Source organism: Desulfosporosinus acididurans (genome assembly GCF_001029285.1).
Classification (GTDB): domain Bacteria; phylum Bacillota; class Desulfitobacteriia; order Desulfitobacteriales; family Desulfitobacteriaceae; genus Desulfosporosinus; species Desulfosporosinus acididurans.
In genome coordinates, this window is record NZ_LDZY01000015.1 from 100,546 (window position 1) to 123,572 (window position 23,027).

Annotated in this window: 18 protein-coding genes and 1 pseudogene; all 19 read right to left on the reverse strand. The window is 37.5% G+C overall.

What is annotated here, in order from left to right; translation table 11 throughout:
* Positions 1–19 precede the first annotated feature (19 nt).
* Entirely contained in the window at positions 20–1,672 is a 1,653-nt protein-coding gene (locus tag DEAC_RS18530; protein ID WP_047811563.1) for a S41 family peptidase, read from the reverse strand.
* 221 nt (positions 1,673–1,893) lie between these two features.
* Entirely contained in the window at positions 1,894–3,369 is a 1,476-nt protein-coding gene (cshA, locus tag DEAC_RS18535) for a degradosome RNA helicase CshA (RefSeq protein ID WP_047811564.1), read from the reverse strand.
* Between the two features lie 384 nt (positions 3,370–3,753).
* A complete protein-coding gene (locus DEAC_RS18540) occupies positions 3,754–4,206 on the reverse strand; it encodes a hypothetical protein (protein ID WP_047811565.1) in 453 nt (150 codons plus the stop codon).
* A gap of 190 nt (positions 4,207–4,396) precedes the next feature.
* Positions 4,397–6,247 carry an O-antigen ligase family protein gene (locus DEAC_RS18545; protein WP_047811566.1) on the reverse strand — a complete coding sequence of 617 codons (1,851 nt, stop codon included), beginning with the start codon at positions 6,245–6,247 and terminating at the stop codon, positions 4,397–4,399.
* 554 nt (positions 6,248–6,801) lie between these two features.
* Entirely contained in the window at positions 6,802–7,947 is a 1,146-nt protein-coding gene (locus tag DEAC_RS18550; RefSeq protein ID WP_053006504.1) for a glycosyltransferase, read from the reverse strand.
* 13 nt (positions 7,948–7,960) lie between these two features.
* On the reverse strand, positions 7,961–8,620 hold the full coding sequence (locus tag DEAC_RS18555) for an acetyltransferase (protein ID WP_053006505.1): 660 nt from the start codon (positions 8,618–8,620) through the stop codon (positions 7,961–7,963).
* A gap of 2 nt (positions 8,621–8,622) precedes the next feature.
* A complete protein-coding gene (locus DEAC_RS18560; RefSeq protein ID WP_047811567.1) occupies positions 8,623–9,552 on the reverse strand; it encodes a glycosyltransferase in 930 nt (309 codons plus the stop codon).
* Positions 9,549–11,813: a class I SAM-dependent methyltransferase gene (locus DEAC_RS22380; RefSeq protein ID WP_053006506.1), complete on the reverse strand. Its 2,265-nt coding sequence runs from the start codon at positions 11,811–11,813 to the stop codon at positions 9,549–9,551. Before DEAC_RS22380 ends, DEAC_RS18560 begins: the two co-directional genes overlap by 4 nt.
* 11 nt (positions 11,814–11,824) lie before the next feature.
* A complete protein-coding gene (locus DEAC_RS18570; protein WP_047811568.1) occupies positions 11,825–12,949 on the reverse strand; it encodes a DegT/DnrJ/EryC1/StrS family aminotransferase in 1,125 nt (374 codons plus the stop codon).
* A gap of 29 nt (positions 12,950–12,978) precedes the next feature.
* Positions 12,979–13,704, reverse strand: coding sequence for an ABC transporter ATP-binding protein (locus tag DEAC_RS18575; RefSeq protein ID WP_047811569.1), 726 nt, complete (start codon positions 13,702–13,704; stop codon positions 12,979–12,981).
* A gap of 9 nt (positions 13,705–13,713) precedes the next feature.
* Positions 13,714–15,159: an ABC transporter permease gene (locus DEAC_RS18580; RefSeq protein WP_200903161.1), complete on the reverse strand. Its 1,446-nt coding sequence runs from the start codon at positions 15,157–15,159 to the stop codon at positions 13,714–13,716.
* A gap of 13 nt (positions 15,160–15,172) precedes the next feature.
* Complete coding sequence (gene rfbD, locus DEAC_RS18585) at positions 15,173–16,015, reverse strand: dTDP-4-dehydrorhamnose reductase (RefSeq protein ID WP_047811570.1); 843 nt, start codon at positions 16,013–16,015, stop codon at positions 15,173–15,175.
* Between the two features lie 40 nt (positions 16,016–16,055).
* Positions 16,056–17,075 (reverse strand): dTDP-glucose 4,6-dehydratase, encoded by a 1,020-nt coding sequence (gene rfbB / locus DEAC_RS18590; RefSeq protein ID WP_047811571.1) that lies wholly within the window; start codon positions 17,073–17,075, stop codon positions 16,056–16,058.
* A gap of 2 nt (positions 17,076–17,077) precedes the next feature.
* Positions 17,078–17,638: a dTDP-4-dehydrorhamnose 3,5-epimerase gene (gene rfbC / locus DEAC_RS18595; RefSeq protein WP_047811572.1), complete on the reverse strand. Its 561-nt coding sequence runs from the start codon at positions 17,636–17,638 to the stop codon at positions 17,078–17,080.
* A gap of 14 nt (positions 17,639–17,652) precedes the next feature.
* Positions 17,653–18,531, reverse strand: a complete 879-nt coding sequence (rfbA, locus tag DEAC_RS18600) for a glucose-1-phosphate thymidylyltransferase RfbA (protein ID WP_047811573.1) — start codon at positions 18,529–18,531, stop codon at positions 17,653–17,655.
* Positions 18,532–18,595: 64 nt separating this feature from the next.
* Positions 18,596–19,522, reverse strand: coding sequence for a glycosyltransferase family 2 protein (locus tag DEAC_RS18605; protein WP_047811574.1), 927 nt, complete (start codon positions 19,520–19,522; stop codon positions 18,596–18,598).
* A 19-nt stretch (positions 19,523–19,541) separates the two neighbouring features.
* Positions 19,542–20,459 carry a glycosyltransferase family 2 protein gene (locus DEAC_RS18610; RefSeq protein WP_047811575.1) on the reverse strand — a complete coding sequence of 306 codons (918 nt, stop codon included), beginning with the start codon at positions 20,457–20,459 and terminating at the stop codon, positions 19,542–19,544.
* Positions 20,459–21,850, reverse strand: a complete 1,392-nt coding sequence (locus DEAC_RS22385) for an exopolysaccharide biosynthesis polyprenyl glycosylphosphotransferase (protein ID WP_053006507.1) — start codon at positions 21,848–21,850, stop codon at positions 20,459–20,461. Before DEAC_RS22385 ends, DEAC_RS18610 begins: the two co-directional genes overlap by 1 nt.
* A 717-nt stretch (positions 21,851–22,567) precedes the next feature.
* Positions 22,568–23,027, reverse strand: a pseudogene (locus tag DEAC_RS23660) (Ig-like domain-containing protein); the annotation flags it as partial.

The following is a 23,027-nucleotide window of genomic DNA, read 5'->3' on the forward strand; positions in this document are numbered from 1 at the left end:
TCGCATTCTGGCACTTGAATTACTTCCGGTTATGACCCCAAACTGCCAAGCCGTAGTCTGGTGCAGCAGGGTTGTTAAACATTTTTTCACTTACAACTTTTGAAGTTGTCAAGGATTGAATCTCCGCCTTCTCTTCCGTTCCAGACCCCTTGACTGTATTAATAATTGTAATTGTTCCTTTACTTAATGCCTTGCCAGAGGTATCCAGGACTGTTGGATTAACAACCAGCCAATAGGTTGAGTCGGCGGACAACGTCTTCTCCGGAACCACCTTTACATCAGAGGAACCCAGCGCCTTGTACGTCGCAGGAATTCTTTCTCCAGTTAAACTATTAATTAGCTCAATACTTGAATCGTTCACTGTCTTCCAGTTAACCGCCCCATTAAAGTGAACCTCAAATTGTTTATCCAGCGAAACTCCTGATAATTCACTGACTTTCTGATAATCAGGATAGTACAAAGAATAAGGATCTTGCTTCGTTTCAGGCGTCAAGGAATTCAAAAGTTCACTCCAAGCTTGCCAATAGTCCGTGGTTCTAGCCTTTGTCAGAGCATCTGCTTTATCCGACAACATGAGTTCTGCTGCTTTTAAAGAATCCGCCTTTTGTATTTCTACATCAGGAGTAATCCCCACTTTGTTGATCTCGCGACCGAACGCAGAGTAGAAATGATCTACAGTCATTTTCAAAACGCCGCCATTAGAGAGAGGGAAAATACTCTGTGCCGTACCCTTTCCATATGTAGTTGTACCAACAATGACGGCTGTACGGTAGTCTTTAACAGCACTGGTAAGGACTTCCGATGCGCTGGCACTATTTCCGTTCGTCAAAAAGATAATCGGCTGGTTCAACGTAAACGGCTGAAATGGAGCTTGATCTAAGCGGAGAACGCCAGAACGGTCTTTAACTTGTACCACAACATTCGGACCAATGAAAAATCCCGCAAGAGAAATCGCAGAATCCAAGTATCCGCCGCCATTATCTCTTAAATCAATAATCCAAGAATTGGCACCCTCACTATTTAATTTAAGCACCGTATTGGCAAATTCCACTGGCGTCTCTTCGCCAAACGTCGCTATATCAATGTATCCAATATGACCATCCTTCACAGAACCTGTCACAGTCGGTTCTGCAATTGTTTGGCGAGTCACCGTAAAATCCTTGGACTCAGACCCGCGCTTTATACTGATATGTACCGAGCTGCCTTCCGGTCCTCGTAACAAATTCGCCGCCTGATCAGACGCTAATCCAGCCAAAGGCTGTCCATCCGCACTAATAATCACGTCTCCTTTTTTTATGCCGGCTTGCTCTGCCGGTGATCCTGAAAGCACGGAATCCACCTTGACGCCGTCAGGAAGTAATTCAATAGATACTCCGATGCCTGTAAAACTATTGTTTACGCTCCCTACAAAATCTTGGTATTGCTTTGGTGTAAAATAATTAGTGTGCGGATCTCCAAGCCGCTTGAGCATTTCATCAATCGAAGGAGCATTTAAGACATCCTGAGAAACGGGATCTACATACTGATTCTGCAGTAAGGAACGGACTTCAGACAATGGATCATTTGATGCCGCCCAAACCGGAGTCGAGGTGCTAAGAATCAAGATCAACGAGAGCATTACATTTGCGAAGATTTTCCCAAAAACTCTCATCCGAAAAAGGCTTTTAAACATAATTGTTTATGTCTCCCTCCAAAATATAAGACCACATAATCAATAAACTATTCGACACAGAATTTAATTTACCTTCTAAAATAAAAAAGGACTTTGTGATATTTAGAACATTCCTGACTAATAATTATATAGTAAAATGGAAAAAGGCCAGAGAATGGCCTTTTACGAAGCACCTAGGGGGAAGTAATTGTATTAATTTCCCTTTTCAGGACTAAATTACATTAACCGTTTTTCTTAAAATCTTTCCCTCTTGAAGCACCTGTTGAACCTCCACGAACATCGCAGTTTCTTCTTCGAGACCAAGTATCCGTTCTTTGCGGGTAGTTTTTTCTATTGTAGCCACCTTGTTGTCCTCTTGGTTTACCCACACCTCTCACCCGAATCGGTGCAGCTTCCGTTAAGTGTACCTCAACATTTTCCGGTTCCTTTGTAATTATTTTTAAAGCTGCCGATAGCAGGGTTACAGAGTCATTTTCCGCAAGAAGTTCTTCAGCTATCCCCTTATATTTCTCAATATCCTCTTCAGCGATGACTCTCAGTATTTCATTCATAGTTAATCGTTGCTGACCTTGTACAGCTTCAATAATCGTCGGGACCGGTTTGCGTATGATTTTTCTTTTAATTACTGATTCGATTAGCCGCAGCATTCCCATCTCTCGTGGTGTTACTAAGGTGATAGCGAGGCCCGTCTTTCCGGCACGACCTGTTCTCCCAACTCTGTGAACATAACTTTCAGTATCTTGCGGAATGTCAAAATTAAAAACGTGAGTCACTCCGCTGATATCCAGTCCCCTCGCTGCAACGTCGGTGGCCACTAAAACATCAATGGTTCCATCTTTAAATTGTCTTAAAACACTATCCCTCTTACTCTGGGTAAGATCACCATGAATTCCTTCTGCAGAATATCCACGTTTATTCAACCCCTCAGAAAGTTCATCAACCCGGCGTTTAGTGCGAGCAAAAACTATCGACAGATCTGGGGATTGTATGTCTAAAAGACGTGTCAAAACATCAAATTTAAGTTTTTCAGGTACTTCAAGATAATGCTGTTCAATATCTGAAACTGTTACGCCTGTGGCCTTAATACGAATAAGTTCTGGTTCTCTCATAAACCGCTGAGCAATATTCTGAATCTGATGAGGCATCGTTGCTGAGAAGAGCAGTGTTTGACGTTCTTCAGGTACTTCTTTAAGTATTGTTTCAATGTCTTCCAAAAAGCCCATATTCAACATTTCATCTGCTTCATCTAAAACAACGATCTTTATATCATTCAGGCGAATAGTTCTCCTCCTCATATGATCCATCAATCGTCCTGGAGTTGCCACAATAATGTGGGGCCTCTTTCTCAGAGCACGAATCTGCCAGTCTATACTTTGCCCTCCATAGATTGGTAAAGCATGAATGCGCTTAAACTGACCAATTTTGTTCAATTCCTCTGCAACTTGAACCGCTAATTCTCGCGTAGGAGCTAATACAATCCCTTGAATTTGTTCTGCCTGCTCCGCAATTTTTTCAGTTAAGGGAATTCCATAAGCTGCAGTCTTTCCAGTTCCTGTCTGAGCCTGTCCAATCAAGTCCCGTCCCTGCAAAGCAATGGGAATTGTCATTTCTTGAATAGGGGTTGTTTCTTCAAACCCCATATTAACAATTGAACGTATGACCGTTTCACTTAATCCTAAGTCTATAAACGTCGCCAAAAATTTCATTCTCCTTTTATATTTATTTATATATTTATATTTATCCCAATACACCTTGATCTTAGATTGCTTACCTCTTAGACATGTCCTCTTACTAAAATCCCCAAAGCAAATGGAAAATATAAATTTTAAAATTTTAGGCCAACAAAAATGAGCTTAAAATAATATTATATTATATTATTCATATATTTACAATATATTATCGCCATATACGAATTTATTTAACCGCCATTCACAATAATCCTGAGCCATTACTGTTTTTACAGAAAAAGGTTCTAGCAAACTCTTTCAGTTTATTAGAACCCTTTATGCTGTTTGATGACTATAACATCTGCATAAGTTTCAGCTTAAAAAAGTATTTTAAATTCCGGCTTAGCCTATGCCTCACGGTTTATATGAAATTGAATCTGTAGTTTTTCCGTTTACAACTACTTGCGATGTAATCTTTCGGCCTGGGTAATTGACCTTCAATTGAGACAAAAACTCATTAGCCAAGTTATGAGCATATGTTTTGTCAACTCCGCTTTTAAACGTAATGATCCCATAGATTATTCCTTTTTGTTCAAATATCTGTGTGCCCAGAACATTCTTTTGTGTCATAAGTTGTTTGGATACGCCATTATTGGCTGTCGCCAAGGGAGTTCCTTTAGGTATAGGAGTCAAATATACATTTTTTGATTCTTGGGTATTGTTTGTGCTCTTTTGGGTACCGGCAGATTGTGAACTAGTAGATTGCGTACTGGCATTTTTCTGAGTCTTATCTGTAGAAGTCCCACATCCTACAAGGCCTAAGCCTAATAACAATATCATAAATCCCAGCGTTATTTTTCTGAACAAGCAGACCACTTCCTATCGTTTTTTGATACGAACTAAAAACTCTAACAGCTCACATTATAGCATTGGTTTAACTGACTTCAAAATCAAAATTGCTAGGGCCAATTTTCCAGGTCTGATTTACGTAACAGAGTCCTTCACCTAAACGTGAAGGACCCTTTTCTCCTATTATGCCCCAAATTATTTATTAATATTAACGGCTAACACTACTATCACCAGCAGCTGACTGCGACTTCAATTTCTTCTGTTCTAACATGTAATTGATACTGATACCAGAACCTAAAAGGACCCAGAATACCGGTGCTACTGACACAACACTATCGTTAAAGAAGGCCGCTCCTAGATAGCCACAAATCGCAACAAAAATTCCCACACCAGCTTTTGAGGTGAAATCATCAAAATTGCTTCTAAAGTAGAGCCTGACACTTCTAACAATATAGGTAATAAACAAAGAAAGAAGCGCCAAAAGTGAAATAATCCCTGTATTAATAGCAACCTGTAAATACAGATCGTGAGGTTTATCGACAACCTGCCACATATCTCCATAATAAGCATAGAATTTACCGATGAAATCATTTTGAGGAAAATAAGCGGCAAACGTATCCGGCCCATGACCAATAAATATGGTGTCTTTCAGTAAGGGAATGGCCCTGGACCAAATATAGCCCCGCGAAGATCCTAAGCGTTCTTTGCCTTTGAATCCCCATGTTGCAACTGGTTGGATATCGACAGCTTGACCTCTGCTATTAAGCAAGGAGATCTTATTATTTTTAAAACTAAAGTTTAATTTAAGATTCTCTTTCACTATTTGCAGTTCATTCACATTATTAGTATCCCTAATCGCAGTAATCTGATAATCTTTGTACCGGCTATCTTTAAGCTGAACCTTCCCAGTTTTATCATCTGCTTGGAAGGCAATTGGCTTATTATCTTTGTCCAGGAATGCAACAACATTTCCGTCAACTTCGAATTTAAGTGTTTCAGTTGAGGTTACAAGTGTAGCCTCGTTCCCTGTAATATTCAATCCTTGCAGAAGCGAAGTAGCTTGACCGCCGCTGTCTGAACCTCCGGTGATATTTGAGGCATCAGAAATTAAAGAGTGAATCCGTGTACTTAAATACCCCTTCGAAACTGAATTTAACCCGAATAATATGAGGCCTAAGATAACAATGCCGCCTATAAAATACTTCCAGTTTTTGATTATGTACCGATTCATCATAATCAATAAAATGACGAGGGCTAAAGCGCCGCCAAACATACCTGCCCGTGAAGTACATCCTAACCAGTTTATCGCCATTAAAAGGGAAAAACCAGCAAAGAGCACTTTGAGCCAGCCCTTTTTGGTAAGCAAAAACAGGGTAAAGGATAAAGGAAAGAGCATCGCCATATAGCTGCCGACATAATCAAGGTGGTAAAGTGTGGCATAAATCACACCCTTAGAAAATTGAAACTGTAATTTATCTGCCATTTGTTTGAACACCGCCGGCAGAATAAGGTTTTTGCCAAAAGATGATTTGAAGAAATCATATCCCAGGTATTGAAAAATACCAATAATACCGATAATTAGGGCTCCTATGAACAAGGCTCCGATTAAGACTTTCAGATGCTGTTCCTGTCTCACAAGATTTATCGTTACAAACAATATAACCATGTAGGCTAGAAGAACATACATCCCTTCGTAACGATCGTTGAAACCGTTTAAAGCAATATCTGTATACTGTGAAAACTCCGTGGAAAGAATTACGAAGAACGCATATATTGCTATGGGAATGTAATATAAACTAAGCTTTAACTTATCAGATCCATAAGACATTACGAATAATCCCAGAGCAAGGAGCGACACAATACTGCTTATAATGATCAAAACCATCTTATAATATGAGAAGAAATCCAGATTATTCTTTTCTCCGGTCCAAAATTGAAAGGATGCACCGGATAGGGGGACAACTTTGAGATAGACTACTAAAGGTACCACTGCTAGCAAAAATAATAGCGGTAATAATAAATACCAACTATAGTTTGGAACACTTTCCTTCTTTAGCATAAACCTTTCTCCTTCCCAAAATATGTAACAAACATTCTCATGTGCTATAGAATTTTTTTTACATGTTTGAAATAGCTCTTTATTAGCACACTTATGGCCTTAACCATTCTGCTTTTCTAACCCTAGAAAAAGAATAGATTATTATTAATATTTATAAACGCCGAAAAATTCCTCCTTCCAATGTCTTAGATTTAAAAACCCACGAAGTTTAAATCTTTGCAGGTTCAAGAACTAAATTGAGCGGTCTCAAAACAATTCGCAGGAGGTCTTCCACCTTGCAAGAATCATGATCTTCATCCATTTCAGCAGTTTAAAATAGACTTGTCAAGTCTAACAGTGTATGAGCAGCGTCTTGAATGGACAACATTCCGGACTTACCTTATCAAAAAAAGTATTATTCACTAGGAGAGAGCGACTTTTGTAACATCTTGCAATTCATTAAGGACTTTTTCAACTATCCTAGGTTCACTCTAAACAATCTTATACAAAGTATAAAAATCATGAAACGAAATTATATATTAATGAATATATGCGAGTTCATTATTTTTCTATTGTTACTTTTTCATTTTATAATACAGCTTCTTGCAATACTGATATAAATTTGAGTTTCTATTTAAAAAAATCATTGCAAGCGCCTTTGCCTTGTTTACCTTTACATAAGTTTCTAAATCAAAATCATTAGATTTGTCTACAACTACTCCCTTTGGCAGTATACCTAATAAATCTACTTTACAAGATATATCATGAAAATCCTGCATGGTAAAATGATAAGAATCTTTAAAAGTTTCAGCCATCCCCTCAAGACTATAAATCTCGAAGAAATAATTGATTGCTGCTAGAAGAGGAATGGACGGCATATAATACTTGCCATCAAGCATCAAAAAAAACTTCTCGCAACAAAGTTCGTTATGGGATAGTTTCCCTTTTTTGCGAAACTCCTTTTGAAAAGCTTCTTCAAATAATTCATCGGATACATCCTTGAAATAATTTGTAAGGATATAATAGGACTCCATCACATCTCTTATTGAATTCGTAATCTTAGGTGAGCTGGTGTTTTCGCCTGATTGAATAAAACGCCTGTGCTGAACTAAAGGTTCCTGAAAAATATGGATGTTATAATGCTTTATCAGCCTAATCCACATATCAAAATCAGGAAGCTGCCTAAGCGATAAATTGTAAACCCCAAGAGTATGATACAGTTCGGTCCGAATTAATACGCTTGGATGGCATAGACAATTGCCCCTTTGAAAAAAGTGAGCATACCATTCTGCTTGAGTTCTATTTGGCTGTTCAAAAACATTTTCGTTCATCTTAAGGTGGTTTCCATTTTCATCAATAAATGCAGCCCAAGAAAAGCATGCCCCACATTCCTTATGCTCTTCTAGATAATCAACCTGTTTTTCTAGTCTGCCCGGAAGCCATACATCGTCCGAATTAATCAAAGCAACGTATTTTCCCCGTGCTTGTTCGATTAAATATTTATGATTAATTGTTGCCCCTTGATTTTCGGGAAAAATATGTAGTTTTATTCGTTCATCCTTATATTTCTGAATCTCTTTCACAGTGTTGTCAGGGGAACAATCGTCGGAAATTAAAAATTCATAATCGCAAAAAGACTGTTTCAAAACGCTTTCTAAAGCGATCCTTACATATTTTTCATGCTTATAAGATGGTAGGATAACACTGACTAATGGCGGCATAAAAATTCCCCTTTTAGTTAAATACTTTTCTATTGATATTTTCTTTTTTCATTTTCGCAGGATTGCCCATGTAAATTCCATTGGGTGGTAAACTATGACTAACCACCGAACCCATTGCAATGATAGACCAACTGCCAATCTGAACATTTTCCCTAATTACCGCACCAGCCCCAATGAAACAGTTATCGGAAACACTACAGTTTCCCGCTATAGTTGCACCGATAGACAGAACCGTATTATTTCCAATTACGCTATTATGTGCAACCGTTGAATGATTATAAATTAGCGTATTGTTGTTTATTTGAACGTTGGACGACACGCATACAAAGGGATAAATTATAATGCCTTTCCCCAATCGAGCCGATGGGGATATCACTGCTGAATAATCAATAACGCTGGCTAATCTGTATCCGTCCGAAATAACTTTGCTTGAAAGCGTTTCTCTCGAAGCTGGTTCGCCGTTAGCGATTACGATTATCGCACTTTCCGGAGAAAATATTTTTTGAAAATTATTATAAGAAAATAGTTTCTTACCATAAAAAGAATCGGCATTTATTGTATCATCTATAAAGCAAATTTCCTCCCATTTAGGCGATTGGGTGTTTATTCTTTCAGCTATATCGCAAACTTCTCGGCCGACACCACCCGCACAATAAATAAAAAGTTTCTTCATTTTCACAATCCCTTAATTTTATTCAATATTTTTATAGGAATAATCAATTTAACGATATAAATCAAAATAGGAGGAGTGTAATCCTTTATTCTCTTTAATCCAATTTTTATCCTCGTGAATTTTGAGGAATGAACTATCTGCAAGGGCTTTGATGTGAATAGCCGCTCTTTTAACCTGCTTCTGTGTTCCTCAAATTCATTTTCAAACAAATGATTAGTAAATTCGTTATATTTCTCAATACAATCAAGGGTTTCTCTAATATTATCTTCTTCCCTCTTACTACTCCATACACCTTCTGTGTGAATCCGATAAATACTCATCACATCTGTTAAATAACCGATCATGCCACTTCTTCCCACCATAATATTTATAATCCAGTCATAGGCAGTCATTTCGAACAAACTTTCTGGCAAAGCGTTTATTGCCGACCTACGATACACACACGTAGAAAAATTGCCAATAAAATTCTCACAGATAATATCTCTTGAAGTAATAAGCTGATACCCTTTTCCATTTTCCCACGCAGGCTGGACAATATACTTTGCCTTATTAAAATCTCCGACAACGTACCGATTAAAACTCATCGTACATTCGTAGTGATGATCTAAAAAATTTATATGCTTTTGAAGTCTATATGGATCAGTCCATATATCATCGCCTTCCATTACTGCTATATATTCAGCATCACATTCACCAAACGCACGTTGATAGTTTTTTGTGATCCCCAAATTCCTTTCGTTCTTCAAATAACAGAATGGAATATTAGTTCGTGTTTCATATTTTTTTATCCGTTCTAGTGTATCATCGGTTGATTTATCATCGGCTACCAGAATGTTGAAATCAAAATTCGTTTTTTGAGCTAAAATGCTGCGCAGAGATTCTTCAATAAATTTTGAATGATTATATGTTATTAAAATAACATTTAATTTCATTTTGCACTTCCCTCATTATTTATTCTATTCCCAAACAATCTCCACCATTTGGTTGATTTTATATTATCTTCGAATTTGAGAGAAGTAGCATGTAAGTCATTAAGATCTTTATAATTCTCCGTTAATTCGGAATAATCATTTTTCAATTTGATGTAATTACTTTCTAACTCATTATAGGCTTTCCTTATACTTTTGTCGTCATTTTCTATTGACTCATAACCATTTTGTAAGTCCTTTGTATATCTTTCAAGATTTTCATACTTAGTTTTTATTTCATTGTGATCCATTTCCAAATTTTGATAAGCTGTCTGAATGTTATGATAATCTTTTATAATAGTCTTATAGTACTTTTCTTCTTGCTTTTTTGCATACCGCATATTCTGGACATAATTCTTAATCTCGTTTTCTAACAAGGCAATACGTGGTTTTATTTGAACTTCTAAAGAGTAAAGTCTTTGAATTTTTTTATGCCCATAAACACAAAGACTACGCAATTCGTCTGGATGTTGATAGTAATACTCTATTGTGTTTATAATGTCACCGACATCATGTTGAATAATTACGATCTCAGAACGATTATTAAAATAGCTATTATTTTGTCCTAACTCATCCGTGCAAAACATCGCGGTTTCTCTCATACCCGCATCAACACAACAGCCCGTGGGGAAGCCATCAAATCCTCCCTGCCTTAACTTACCGTGAATGTTGGGTGAAAGGAATATATCTTTATCTGAATAAAATTCATCAAACCACTCTTGATTATGCACTCCATAAAATGTAATGCGCTTTTTAATTTCAGTAACGTCTATCACATTTTCGTCGAAATCCCCAACAACATGAAAATAAATGTTTTGATACTTTTCACATAACTGCTTTGCAGTTTCTATGAATATATCATAGCCCTTATCTTCACCAAGTTCTGTATATCTCATTGCGGCAAAACAAATATCGAGTCTATCCTTTTCAAAACCAAAATGCTTTTTTATCCCAATTGACTTGTTTAATTTTTCAGGCGCTGTCACACTTCCAAAAATCAACAGAATTTGATCTTCTGAACAGAATCCATTTTCAGTTAGGTAATCAAAGGTTATTTTTTGAGTCACAATAACTTTTCTAAAAAATCTAGAGCTAGTAACTTTACGGAGGAAATAATCTGACTCCTGATTATGAAGTGAAAATCCCCCACCTGGATATAATTCAAAAACAAAAGGTATACCGTTTCTTTCAATTGTATCTAATGAATAATAAGTGTTATTCAAAAAACAAAAATACGCAAGTTTAGCTTGAACTGTTTCAGGTAATTCATAACCGTTCCACTGAATGACTTTTTTCGAATATTGCGGGTAGACTTCGCGAAAAGCCTGAAATACACTCCCATTACTTTCCTTACTAACTATATGAAGTGAACCACCGTTCCCAAATATCTTCATCTTATTAAAGTTCTCTAAATAGCTAACAAACTCTTCCATCCTAAAGGAACTAATGGGACATGGAAAAATATCGTCAACCACTAGCAAATCAAGCGGTTCCCACAAATCTTTTACATAAGAAAAATCCTTTAATCCTGTTTGCATACTGCTGCGAAAAGGTGCCAATTGTTCTTCCCGATCACGAGTTTTATCCATCTTGACTAATACACCAAATGTATCTTCTTCTATAAGAAGAAAATTTTTCTCTTTCTCCTTTTCATACACCGATCGGACACTCGGCCAATCAATATCATCAAAAACGATTATTCCCCCTTCACGAACGATAGGGATATAATATTCTGCATCCGATTGGACAAAAACAGTATCATGATTTCCGTCAATATGAAGCATATCAATAGAAATATTCGTATCCTTTATATATTTAATTGCTTCCTCTGAAGGATAACGCAATAAATTTACAGTTGAATCAAAATCAAAGTTCTTTTTAAATGCATTAACTTCCTGAAACAGTTCATTAAAATCCATCTCTTGAATTGCTTTTTGCACTATCTTTTGAATTGCTGGTGAGGCTTCAGCCTCTTTAATACAACTATTAAGATAAGGATCAATTCCATAAGCCCGGCCTTTATTTTCCCGGACTGCCACAGAAACGGTGAATAAGCTCTTCCCTCTATAAACGCCAATTTCGATGTAACTTTTAAACTTCAGATTTTTAAATAAATATGCCATTAAAAAGCATTTATAAAAAGAGCTGCCACCCAACTCATCAGCATATATATTCTCATGAATTTCTTTTATCCGCTTATAGAAATCCAAAGTATTACTATCCAAAAATAAGCCTCCTATATTTTTTTAGTTTTAAAACCTATGATAGCATCACAAATCCGCAGAATATCTTCTTCTTCCAGATCAGCGTATATAGGAAGTGATAACACGCGATCGGCAACATAATGAGCAACCGGCAATTCATATTGTTCAAACTTTCCGTGATAACATTCAAAATCCGTAATCAGTGGATAAAAATATTTACGCGTAAAGATATCTTTTTTTTGTAATTCATCAAAAAGCTCATTTCGAGTAAAGCCAGATAGTTTCTCATCAATTACGATCGGGAAATAAGCATAGTTCCATAAAACGTTCTGGTTATTCTTGTTATCTATCATTTTAATTCCCTTGAAATCCTTCAGCCGTTTAAAATACAATTCATAAGCGTGCTTTCTCTTTTGAATGTTCTTATCAAGATAACAGAGATTACAAATTCCCATAGCTGCAGCAAATTCATTCATTTTGGCGTTTAACCCGATATCCACGACGCTTTCCGGCCCTTCAATACCAAAATTACGAAGATTTTTTAATTTCCTTGTCAACTTTTCATCAGAGTAAATTAAAGCCCCACCTTCAATGGTGTTGAACACCTTAGTAGCATGGAAAGAAAACATGGAAATATCGCCAAAATTTGCAATTGGTTTTCCATCCAACTTAACACCAAACGCATGAGCCGCATCAAAAATTAATTTTAAATGATGTTTTTCGGCTATTTTTTCTAACTTTATTACATTGCAGGGTTGTCCATAAACATGAACTCCTAAGATTGCGCTAGTCTTTTCCGTTATCAAAGCTTCAACTTTATCTTCATCAATCGTATAATCATCAGGTTTAATATCGCAAAATACTGGAACCAGGTCATTCATTACCAAAGCATGAGTTGTGGAGGCAAAGGTAAATGGCGTTGTAATTACTTCTCCCGTTAGTCCCAAAGCCTTAATCGCAATATCAAGAGCCATGTGCCCATTTACATAAAGCTCCAAGTTATCACAACATAAATATTGTTTCATGCTTTCTTCCAATTCCGTGTAAATCGGGCCGTTATTCGTCATCCAGCCAGTCTCCCAGATGCGCTTTATTTTATCAACATATTCTTCCATAGGCGGAAGCGAAGAACGCGTTACCAAAATCTTCTTATCCATAATTTACCTCCAGCTAATTCTCATCTTCTTCATGACATGTAGTTTTGATAATGTTCACAGATTTCCTTTGAATCTCCAATCATTTTGACTTGCCCATAGTCTAACCAAATAACCCTGTCACACATCTCTTTAATCTGCTCAATACTGTGAGAGACAAACAAGACGGTAGTACCTCCACCCATAAGCTCCAACATTCTGGCTCTACTTTTCCTTTGAAAAGCTTCGTCACCTACCGATAGGATCTCATCTACGATTAAAATTTCAGGTTCAATAACCGTGGCAATAGAAAATGCCAAGCGCATCAGCATACCTGAAGAATAATTTCGGATTGGCACATCAATAAACTCCTTGAGTTCTGAAAACTGAACAATTTCGTTATATTTATCTCGCAAATATCTTTCTGAATAGCCCAAAATAGAACCATTGAGGAAAATATTTTCACGTCCGGACAGATCCGAGTCGAACCCGGCACCAAGTTCCAGCATAGGAACAATATTTCCCGATACCATAATTTCGCCTTTTGATGGTTTCAAAATTCCAGATATTACTTTTAAAAGGGTGCTTTTCCCAGCACCATTTCTCCCGATTATCCCTATTACTTCTCCCTTTTGAACTTCAAAACTAACATCTTTTAAAGCCCAAAATTCTTCATACTCCAGTTTTCCTCTCAATCGGGTAACCAAATACTCCTTTAAACTATTAATCCGGTCATGTGTAATTTTAAACTCCATGGATATATGCTCTGCTTTTATCATATCAATTCCTCATAGATTTAAAATAAACTTATTTTGTGTCCTTTTAAAAACGATAGCCCCAATTACTAATGGCAAAAACCCTGCAATCAAGCAAAACAAATAAGCTTTAGGTTCGGGCGAAACGCCATTCAAAATAATCGTACGAGCAAATCGTATGAAGTGGTACAATGGATTCAATTTAAAAATGAAAATGTATTTCTGCGGAAGAATACTTTCAGGATAAAAAATCGGTGTGGCATAAACCCACAACATGCTCACTACATTCCATAAAAACTGCATGTCCCGAAAAAACACCATTGCTGAAGACAAAAGAAAACTCATCCCAATGCAAAAAGCTATAATACAGACAATACTAAAAGGCAAAAGTAACAAAGCCGGTGTAATAGGGGTCCTGGTAATCATCATAACTATGATAAGGGGGATTATGGATATCAACAAATTAATCACCGAAGACAAAACTCTTGAAACCGGGAAAATATACTTTGGAATATATACTTTTGTAATTAGTGACGCATTTCCTACGATAGACCCCAGACCCATTCCAGTTGCTTCCGAAAAAAAGTTAAAGAAGACAATTCCAGTTAGAAGGTACACCGCAAAATTGGAGATATTCGACTTAAAAAGCGTTGAGAACACCACATACTGTACCGTCATAGAAAGCAGCGGATTCAAGAAACTCCAGAACACGCCCAACACAGATCGTTTATATTTTGTTTTAAAATCTCTGGAAACAAGCTGGTGAAGCAAAAAACGGTACTTTAAAAATGTAGCGATAAGATTAAGTCCAAAGCTCCTTTTCCCTTTTTTCTGTTTCACTACTAGATTAATGCAGTAAATTGCAAGTAGAATGCCAAGTCCGATGACGAGATCCCAATAATAATCACCGAATAAAATCTTATCCCGGCCAGAGTAAATGATACAAAGAGTTCCTTGCTGTTTCACTCCATTCAGAAACCATGCTCCTCCGCCCTGAAAGGTATTTCCTGCATCAAACCAAACAGAAATCGTTTTTCCTTCTTCTGAATTTGGAACATTCAGTGTTAAACCCAACGTTTCTCCTTTATTTACTTTTACAGGTTGATCAAATCCAATACTAGTGTAAGCATTATTTGCCAAAGAGGAAAGTACTACGTTTTTCTGCGCAAGAACCTTACCATTCGCCATATTGAGAATTCTTATGAGAGCAACTCCTGGGTTTTGCTTGCCACCCGTAGCAAACAGCAGCGATACGCGCTGCACCTCATCTGTCTGAGCGATAAAAGTCTGCATAACTGTCATATTACGACGTATCTCCCCAATGGTTGTGGTGGATTTTTCCGTCGCCTTATATTCTTGTGATGGAGTATATTTTAGCTGCTCTCCTCCAATAAAATAGAAGCAAACAGCGAGTATACTATAGATTACAATAACCAGAGCACACCCTTGTGCTATGGTAACTTTTTTCTTTTGCTTCATGAATTTCACAGCCTTATATTATTTCTTTCAAATATCTGTTGAGCCCATCCTGCCATGAAGGCAGATGTGAAAATCCAGCCAGATCGAGACTTACCTTGCTCAATCTCGAATTGGAAGGTCTATGGGCTTTGGTCGGATATTCTGATGTTGATATAAAGTTTACTTTTGTTTTATATCCAGCCTGGCGGAAAATTTCCGCGGCAAATTCAGCCCAGCTACAAAACCCCTCATTAGTCGCATGGTATGTGCCATATTCCTCCGTCACTAGCATATCACAGAGTAAGGGAGCCAAGTCAGCTGTATAAGTCGGCGAACCAATTTGATCGCTCACTACGTTTACATCAGCACGCGTTTTGCCAATATTCAACATAGTTTTGACGAAATTATTACCATTTTTGCCGAAAACCCATGAAATACGAACAATAAAATATTTGCAAAGTTGCTCTTTAACGGCTAGTTCTCCTTCCAGCTTTGTTTCGCCATAGACGCCGAGTGGACAAGTTACATCATCGACCTCATATGCTTTGTCGCCTGTTCCGGGGAACACATAATCTGTACTGATATAAATTATCTTTGCATCAATTGCTTTACAGGCCTTTGCAATATTTTTTGTACCTTCTACATTAACTGCAGTGCAGAGTTCTTTATTTTCCTCCGCCATATCCACTGCCGTATATGCAGCACAGTGGATTACGGCGTCTGGATGATAATTTGTAATAACTCTCAAAGTTGCTTCAAAGTCAGTAATATCAAAATCATCTCTACCAGTGCCAAGGCAATTAATATTACGTGCTTGCAACTCTTTAATCATATCGCTCCCGAGCTGACCTTTTGCACCAGTAACCAATACTTTCATAAAGTTTACTCCCTTTTTATCACGATGAGAGAACGTTTAATTACCGATTTTCATACATTCTCTTGTAATAGTCCTTATATTCGCCGTTAATAATGTGCTCCCACCACGGTTTGTTACTCAAATACCACTGGACCGTCTTCCTTATTCCAACATCAAACTTGGTTTCAGGCAGCCAACCCAGCTCATTATGAATTTTTTCAGGATCAATGGCATAACGCATATCATGTCCGGGACGATCCGAGACATATTTAATTAACCGTTCAGGCTTACCAAGTTCAATCAAGATTGTTTTGACAACTTCCAAATTACTTCGTTCATTATGCCCGCCGATATTATAGACTTCACCTTCACGACCTTTATGGAGTATTAAATCAATAGCCGAACAGTGATCCTCTACATATAGCCAATCACGCACATTCTCACCTTTACCGTAGACTGGAAGCGGCTTTTCGGCCAGTGCATTTGTAATCATTAACGGAATAAGTTTTTCCGGAAAATGGTAAGGCCCGTAGTTATTGGAGCATCGCGAAATCGTTATCGGCACTTTAAATGTTCGATAAAAAGCCTGAACTAATAAATCTGCGCTGGCTTTACTCGCCGAATAGGGACTTGAAGCACGAATTGGTGTTTCCTCTGTGAAAAATAAATCTGGTCTGTTTAACGGCAGATCTCCATAAACTTCATCCGTGGATACCTGATGAAAGCGATCAACACCGAATTTTCTGCAAGCATCGAGGAGTACCTGGGTGCCCATAACATTGGTCTCTAAAAAAATTGATGGGTTTTCAATTGAACGATCCACATGACTCTCGGCCGCAAAATTTACGACAATATTCGGTTTCTCCTCTTCGAATATTTTGTAAACGGCCTCCCGCTCCCCAATATCTGCTTTAATAAATTTAAAATGGGGATTATTCATCGCAGAATCCAGAGTTTCCAAATTACCGGCATAAGTTAATTTATCGAGACAGATAATTTCATAATCGGCATACTTTCTCAGCATATAATGAACAAAGTTCCCGCCGATAAAGCCCGCTCCACCTGTCACAACTATTTTCATATTCATTTCCCCTCGTAAACAAAATCGGTATCACTTTCGGACAATCGCGGAGCCTTAGCATCTCTCTCCGATAAAATAGGGTTATCAATACCCCACACTATTTTGAGTTCTTCATCGTTCCAAAATATATTTCGATCCGCCTCTGGGCAATAATAGTTATCCGCTTTATACAAAAATTCCACATCATTCGTGAGGGTTAGAAAAGCATGAGCAAACCCCCGAGGTATCAATAACTGTCTTTTGTTTTCTGCAGATAATTCAACTGCTAACCATTTCTTGTAAGTTGGTGAGCCTTTTCGAAGATCGACTGCTACATCCAAAACAGAACCTTTGTTACAACGTACAAGCTTTGCTTGCGCAGCATTTCCTTTTTGGAAATGCAAACCTCGGAGAGTTCCTTTTTGTGCAGAAAATGACTGATTATCCTGTACAAAATTATACCAAAGATTAGCTTTTTGCATTTCTCTGGTTGACCAACTTTCCATAAACCAGCCCCGATTATCACCAAAAACCTGAGGTTCTAGAATATAAACATCTAAGACATCTGTTTCGATCACCTTCATTATTGTAATCCCTCTTAATATAAAATTTTCCCGTCTGCGACCGCTTTTAAATGCATTCCATAAGTCGATTTCCCATACTTTTGAGCGGACTCAATCAACTTATCCCTTGTAATCCAACTGTTGCGATAAGCAATTTCCTCTACGGCAGAAATCTTAATACCCTGTCTCGTTTCAAGAACCTTTACAAACTCCGAAGCTTCTGTCAACGAATCAATGGTACCGGTGTCCAGCCACGCAAAACCCCTACCTAATGTTATGACATCAAGTCTGTCATTTTCTAAGTAAATACGGTTTAAATCCGTTATTTCCAACTCTCCCCGTGATGATGGCTTTAGGCTTTTGGCATATTCACATACATTATAATCATAAAAATAAAGACCTGTAACGGCGTAATTTGATTTAGGTATTGCAGGCTTTTCCTCCAGAGAAATCACCCTTCCAGATTCATCAAATTCCACAACGCCGAACCTTTCTGGATCCTCAACATAATAGCCAAATACCGTAGCGCCTTCCGCTCGCTGTGCAGCTTTAACCAAATATTTTGATAGTCCGCTGCCATAAAAAATATTATCTCCCAAAACCATTGCACAATTATCCCCATTAATAAATTCTTCACCGATAATAAAAGCTTGAGCAAGGCCGTCTGGCGAAAGCTGTTCTGCATACGACAGATTGATACCGAAGCGGGTGCCATCACCTAATAATCTTTGGAAGTTAGGTAAGTCATGAGGAGTTGAGATAATCAATATATCCTTAATGCCAGCCAACATCAGAGTGGATAACGGATAATAAATCATTGGCTTATCATAAACTGGTAATAGTTGTTTTGAGGTGACCAATGTTAGTGGATATAATCTTGTACCTGACCCTCCTGCAAGTATGATGCCTTTCAAACAGAACTCCTCCTCGTTGCAATTCTAATTCAAAAACAAATAAGTTTCCATTATCAAATCAATTTTAACAAAACAGAATTTGCCCACACCGCCGTATAAAACTTGCCTTCCAAAAACCGTATCTAAAAATCGTCTCAATTCTTCTAACTTTTCCATATAGAGGAATTGAGCTGTATTCTCGAACTAATTCCATACACTCTGGTGTAAGCATTTCCCCATACATTTCCAAAAAAGATTGGGCCTGACGATAAGTAGATCGCAAAGATTGTTTAGAACTTATGGGATCCAGAAATCGTCCTAGATTATACCAAACGCTTCTTATATTTTTGGAACCCACCTCATTACTTCCGTGTTGACGGTAAAGCACTGTTGATTGATTTACAAATCCAATTGCCCCAAATGCGCTTGCTATTATTGCTAACCACCAATCATGCATTATTACATCTTTCGGTAGATCATTTACTTTGTTCAGCAATGCCCGGTTGACCAGCATGGTGCAGCCCGTTACAATATTCTGCACAAGAAGATTATGAACTTTGTCTTTTCGGTTATCTAACTTTTGCCTCTTAAATAAAGATTCTTCAATTTCATTAAGATCACTGTCTACTACTTTAAGGTCTGTATGCACTAATATGGCTTTCTTAATCCCATGGACTGCTTCTAACCTGTGCATTTCTTTTTGGGTAATCTGGATTTTATCAGGCAGCCAGATATCATCTTGATCGCAAGTCATCACGTAATCGCTGTTTGCATATTTAAACATACTAAAAAAATTGTGCTTTGCTGAACCGGATGGTTCTTTTCTTTCAATCAATTTAATCTTTTGGGGATACTTTTGTTGATATTTCAATAAAATCGAGACCGTTTTGTCAGTTGAACAGTCATCCTGTATGATTAATTTCCAATCAGTATAGGTTTGTTGTAAAATCGATTCAATTTGTTCAGATATATAGCGCTCCCCATTATAGGCAGCCATTAAAATAGTAACCATATTATTCCTCAATTTATCCTTAAACGCTATTCCAATAAGCTCTATTTTTCGTGAGTTTTATGTTAAGGGCAATTGGAAAAAGCAGATATCTTTTCCCTAATTGGTAACCAATAAACTTAGCTAAAGTATTTATGGAAAAGCCCATTAAATCTTGCGGTTGATTTTTAAGGCAAAATCCAATTCCTTTTTTTACAAAGCAAAGTCCTTTTTTAGTACTTGATCTAATCGGCAATTCATCTTTAAAAATACGGTGCATTACTCCCATGTCAAAATATCGTTTTAAATTTTCTTTAAAGTCGATAGTATGTGAATGTTTAACAATAGCCTCAGAACAATAGCCCGTGCTATATCCTGCTTTTAGCAGACGAGAAGCAAAGATCATATCTTCGGCAAAAATAATCTTCTCCGGAAACCCCCCTAGTTTCCAGAATGTCTTTAGTCGCACCGCAGAACAAGTATTGCTAAAAAACACTTCCTCGATAGTCGAGGGCTGTAATCTGTTAATTTTTGATCCTTCCGGATAATTGAACTCTCGCTCCACTCGCTCAAGAATACTACAACCATCACGAGGGATTTGACGGGCGTAGGCAGCACTGAGATTATTTCTTTCAATAAATGTTACTAGCTCTTCGATACAATTATCTTGAATAATTGCATCCTGCGTGAGAAAGACAGCTATTTCACTATCTCCCAGCAACTTTGCTCCTAAATTCCGCGTTGCACCATGGTCAAATTCAAAAGGCCTAATCTTTTCGTAAATCACCTTGATTTTATTATCCAGTTTAGAACGTATAAAAGTTTGATTTTCATAAGCCATATCACTTGAGTCAATCAAAACGACCTGCGAAATCGCTACTGTTTGAACTAATAGTGCATCCAAAACCTCTTCAAAGATATCAGGAGGGTTAAAAATAGGAATAATTACGCCAATCTTCATTATGACGCACCTCTCCCTGAAACTACGCTGGGAATCGTTTGGAGAATAATCCTGAAGTCCAATCCAATCGACCAGTTATGTATATAAAATAGATCGAGCTTTATGCGTTCATCATAACTTAAGCCATTTCTTCCATTAGCCTGCCAGAGACCCGTCAACCCAGGCTTAACCCGAAGTATCATTTTTCCATGCATTCCATACCGTGAAATTTCAGAGGGAATTATAGGGCGGGGTCCAACAAAACTAATGTCCCCTAGCAGAACATTAACCAGTTGGGGCAATTCATCAAGACTCGTTCTGCGTAATAATTTGCCCAATCTTGTTATGCGTGGATCGTTTTCTATTTTGAAATCAGTATAGTACTGATTTCGGATAGATTCATTTTGAAGCAATTTATTAAGTTGCTCTTGAGAATCGGCGTACATCGTTCGAAATTTATATATGGTAGTTAGCTTACCATTAAGTCCCAGTCTTTCGTGTGCATATATCCCCGTTCCAGGTGAACTAAGTTTCACTGCAATCCAAATCAGGCACATCAGCCAGCTAGAAAACAGCAATCCTACTACAGCTAAAATTACATCTATTGACCGTTTTAAGCGTTTAGCGGTACCCTCTACCAAATTGTCTTTTGTCCCTAAAAGCATATAGTTTTTCTTATCGATGACCTTCATCGGGACTGACAATAACCCAGTGATATTGGGAACAATATAGAATGGGATATAATTCAATTCGCAGTATTCAATTAGGTTGTGCAGTTGGGCGGTTTCACATTCGTAGATCAAAACCCCTAGTTTTTCTTTCGACTTTTGTTCTCCTCCAGTCAAAGTGGCGGCTATTTCTTTATAATTATCTAAAAAGTTGAAAACTTCAGTGGAAATGGGCAATTCCGCAATTATCCTCAACCCTGCTTTTATTTTAAGTTGAGAAAGAACTTCCGGCGGGGCCTTTTCAAAACCGAGCGCAAATAAAGGTAATTTAATCGAATCCCCCAACGTCCTTTTATGATGGCGAATCAATACTGAATGTACCACAAACGCCACTAGAAGATTCACAGGATATATCGCCGTAAAGAAGATACGCGAATAAGTCACATCCCTCATATAAAAGGACAAAATGAAAAAAGTAATCGCACAGTATAAATTAGCATTGATATACTTGCTGTACGTCAGGTTTAATATATTTTCGGTCTCATATAGGCCGCTAAAATATAAGAGGACCAAATAAATAATCCCAGTTATACTTAAAATTCTCAAATAAGCGTAAACATTAATAGTGGAAAAATCAAACCGAAATTTTAAGAAAGCCATAAAAAAAATGCTGAATAAATAAGCGCCGAGATCAGCCAGAAAATACCAGCATCGCAAGCGCCCAATCAAGGAAGAATAGAGCATACCGGATTGCCTCCAAAATTATTATAACAAATATTATTAAACGTCAATTAGCATTTCAATCAATACCCTATTCGGTAATCTTTCATTGGTATCTCTTATATAAAAATACACTTAAAATGATCATAACCGTTTACTCAATCACTCTGATAATAATTTAAATTTCTTAACCATTAGTAGAGAATATCCTGCCGTAACCCTTGTTTATTTTATTATTCGACGTATTTAGTATTTATCCTTCCAAACAAACTCTCTTATTTCACTAGTTCATTTCATTAGAGTTGCATAAAGTAACTATCATAAAGTCAAATCTCAAACACTAAGGAAATCGAAGAAAAAAGCAACAAAATTGTCTAATATTACTAATAGCTCCTCTAGAAGCAATAAAAAGATTCTAATAATTAGCATTAGGTTAGTCCTTGCCAAAATCTCTAATCATAAGGAGATTTCATATAATTCTGCCGTGGTCTCGTGGGACTACTAGAAATTCCTTTATCAGTCATCTAAAGGATAAATGCAGCTTATGAAAAATGCATGATAACGGACCAATAGAAGGACTTTAAAAAATCAAACTGCCTTAGTTCGATGCAATCTCGAACTAAGGCAGCATAAACTACATACCTAAGACAAAATTACTTTAATGAAAATATATCGACGGGACCCTGTTTCGACCCAGTTTCAAGAATAACGAACAAATACTTCAGTCACAATCGAAGAAACCTAATTTTTAATGGTAATAGTTTTAACCGGTAAAGAACTTCGGACACCGCTCGTACTAGTTTCCTGAATAACAATAGAGTGTAGCCCATTAGAAAATTTTGTGGTGTCTAAACTGTAGTGATACCCCGAATTACTGTTGTTATATGCCGGAAGCGCTGCTGCCACATCCGGCCGTGAGTCTCCATAGCTTGCCGTTCCTACGGGACTGTTATCGATGAGTACTTGTACCGTGCTTACTCCGCTGCCGTCCAAATACCACCCCCATAAGCTGACAGTCCCGCTCAGTGTCCCGCTTATGTTCGTATCTAAACTTCCCAGTGCCGGCAGCGCCGAAACATTACTCACATTAATGTTTACTCCAGGCAAGCTTGCCTGTTTTCCGTTCTTCCCTGTTTCCTGAATCACCAAGGTATGCTTCCCGTTCGTAAGTTTCGTTGTATCCAAGCTGTAGTGATACCCC